We start from the raw sequence: 2,845 nt of genomic DNA, 5'->3' as shown, positions 1-2,845 counted from the left end.
TACTTTTGGATTTCATATCCTCTATAGTTATTCAATTTTGAGTGTTCTTAACACTCACTCTACAAGGTTTTGTAGAGAAAAATCAATTTTTCAAAAATAATTTGGATGAGTTCAAGGAATCCAGTCGAGGTAAATCTAAGGATTACCGAGATGCAGATGAGGCTGAAACCGCCAAATTATTACAGAAAAAAGTTAAGTGACGATAGCCTAGGAGATACACCTGTTCCCATGCCGAACACAGAAGTTAAGCCCTAGAACGCCGGAAGTAGTTGGGGGTTGCCCCCTGTGAGATAAGGTAGTCGCTTAGCTTTTCTTTATCCGCCATAGCTCAGTTGGTAGTAGCGCATGACTGTTAATCATGATGTCGTAGGTTCGAGTCCTACTGGCGGAGTTCTGACCCTTAGGGGTCTTTTTTTTTGTTACTTTTAAGATAAAAGTCTTGGGTTTTCTTCTATTTCAAGTTATAATGAATTGAATTTTAAATTCAAATGATAGTTTAAAGGAGAATGAAATCTTATGGCAAAAGATATTCGTGTTCTATTGTATTACAAATATGTTCCCATTGAAAATGCGGAGCAATTTACGAAAGACCATTTGGAATTTTGTAAGTCTATTGGTCTTAAAGGGCGTATTTTAGTCGCTGATGAGGGAATCAACGGTACTGTATCTGGTGATTTTGAAACAACTCAGAAGTATATGGATTATGTCCACTCGCTTCCTGGTATGGAAGATCTTTGGTTTAAAATTGACTTAGAAGAAGAACAAGCCTTTAAAAAGATGTTTGTTCGCTATAAGAAAGAAATTGTTCATCTTGGTTTAGAGGATAACGATTTTGACGCTGATATTAATCCGCTTGAAACGACAGGTGCTTATCTTTCTCCAAAGGAATTTAAAGAAGCCCTATTGGATGAAGATACAGTGGTACTTGATACACGAAATGATTATGAGTATGATTTAGGTCATTTCCGTGGTGCGATTCGTCCGGATATTCGTAATTTCCGTGAATTACCTCAGTGGGTACGTGATCACAAAGAAGAATTCATGGACAAGCGTGTTGTTGTTTATTGTACAGGTGGAGTCCGTTGTGAGAAGTTCTCTGGATGGATGGTTCGTGAAGGCTACAAAGATGTAGGTCAGCTACACGGTGGAATTGCGACTTATGGTAAGGATCCAGAGGTTCAAGGTGAGCTTTGGGATGGAAAAATGTATGTCTTTGATGAGCGGATTGCAGTGGATATCAACCATGTCGATCCAGTTGTCGTTGGAAAAGATTGGTTTGACGGAACACCTTGCGAACGTTATGTGAACTGTGGAAATCCTTTCTGTAACCGACGTATTTTGACATCTGAAGAAAATGAAGCTAAGTATCTTCGTGCTTGTAGCCATGAATGTCGCGTTCATCCTCGGAATCGCTATGTTTCTGAAAATGGTTTGACTGAGGCTGAGGTTGTTGAGCGATTAGCCGCTATTGGTGAAGTATTAGATTCAGCTATGGCTTAATAGAAATAAAAAAGTTCAGGTTTTAGACTTGAACTTTTTTATTTCTATTGTTTTTTGCTTGTATATATTTTATAATAAGTGGGTTGAAAATTTACTGGGTGAGGAATTATGAAAAAGTATAGTAAGTGGATTGTTGGTTTTCTTGTTGGACTAGCTTCTTTAGCCTTTGTTGTTGCAGTATTTTTTGCTGGCTCTCATTCCAAATCGAATCCTTTTTCCCAAATGGTACAACAAATCATGGGGACTAAAAAGGAAGAGAAAAAAGGAGAAGAGTCTGAAGAAGATAAGGTGGTTCCTACAAATAAGAGTAAGGCTGATAAGCAAAAAGTCATGGAAGAAGATGCCGCAATTATGGATAGTTACGGCTTATACTATGATTATGCAAATTTGTCGCTTGAAGAGGTTGTAAAAGCCTATATGGATGAATATGGTATTGACCATTCTCAGGTAGCTTTTTCTTATAAAAACACAAAAAGTAATGAACAGTTTGCTTTTAATGATACTCAAGCAATGACGGCTGGTTCTACCTATAAATTGCCCTTAAACATGTTAGTTGTTGACGAAGTTGAAAAAGGAAAATTAAATTTAGAGGATGAGTTTGACATTACCAATACTCAATTTGAGTATCAAGGGGAGCATGATAATTATGTCGCAGCCTTTGGTGGTATGATGACTATTCCAGATATGCAGGTCTATTCTTTGGTTTATTCTGAAAACACTCCTGCCTATGCTTTAGCGGATCGTCTAGGTGGCATGGATAAGGTGTATGAAATGTACGACCGTTATGGTACGTCAAAGGGTGAGATTAAAACCATTTCAACTGAAAATAAAACGACAACTGATTATTTTATTCAGGTTTTAGAGCATCTCTGGAAAGATCAAAAGAAATATTCTGAAATCTTACGTTTAACGGGTGAATCATTCCCAGGAGAATATTATAAGAGTCTCCTACCAGGTTTGAAAATTGATCAGAAGCCAGGCTATGTGAATGAAGCTTTAAATGTCAATGCAGTTGTATACGAGGAGACACCTTACTTGGTTGCACTTTATACAGCAGGTTTGGGAGGTACAACTACAGCTTCTAGCGAAATCAGTGCGGTTGGTCTGTATCAAGTAGGACAGCTAGCTTATGTCATCAATGAATGGCATCGAGTGAATATGAATCCATAAACTTTGCTCGATGAGACAAATGTTATCAAAAAAGACAGAAGAACGAACTTCAATGTCATTAAGTTAAGACCTAGAATTTAAAATAAGACCACATTTGAAAGCTCATAATTCCATCAGACTTTCAAAAGTGGTCTTTTTGTGCATACCAAATAAAGGTTTTTGTGACCTTTTTTAA

General features: G+C 37.3%; 2 protein-coding genes, 1 tRNA gene and 1 rRNA gene. All 4 read left to right on the top strand.

Annotated elements, in window-relative coordinates; genetic code table 11:
• The first annotated feature begins 192 nt into the window (after positions 1-192).
• The 4 genes from rrf (at position 193) to ACXM1Q_RS09020 (ending at position 2,670) form a co-directional block, all read left to right on the top strand.
• A 5S ribosomal RNA gene (gene rrf / locus ACXM1Q_RS09035) occupies positions 193-308 on the top strand.
• 9 nt (positions 309-317) lie between these two features.
• A tRNA-Asn gene (locus tag ACXM1Q_RS09030) sits at positions 318-391 on the top strand.
• A gap of 125 nt (positions 392-516) precedes the next feature.
• Positions 517-1,500 (top strand): oxygen-dependent tRNA uridine(34) hydroxylase TrhO, encoded by a 984-nt coding sequence (trhO, locus tag ACXM1Q_RS09025; protein WP_135035509.1) that lies wholly within the window; start codon positions 517-519, stop codon positions 1,498-1,500.
• Positions 1,501-1,608: 108 nt separating this feature from the next.
• Entirely contained in the window at positions 1,609-2,670 is a 1,062-nt protein-coding gene (locus ACXM1Q_RS09020) for a serine hydrolase (protein ID WP_458517773.1), read from the top strand.
• The last annotated feature ends 175 nt before the right edge of the window (positions 2,671-2,845 follow it).

The sequence above is a fragment of the Streptococcus sp. 10F2 genome (assembly GCF_054331515.2).
Note: the sequence above shows the minus strand (reverse complement) of the source record. Positions and strands in the feature narration are given on the sequence as shown.

What these genes read in the sequence shown, in the direction of transcription:
- trhO (WP_135035509.1), top strand. Translation starts at nt 517, where the DNA reads ATGGCAAAAGATATTCGTGTTCTATTGTATTACAAATATGTTCCCATT.
- ACXM1Q_RS09020 (WP_458517773.1), top strand. Translation starts at nt 1,609, where the DNA reads ATGAAAAAGTATAGTAAGTGGATTGTTGGTTTTCTTGTTGGACTAGCT.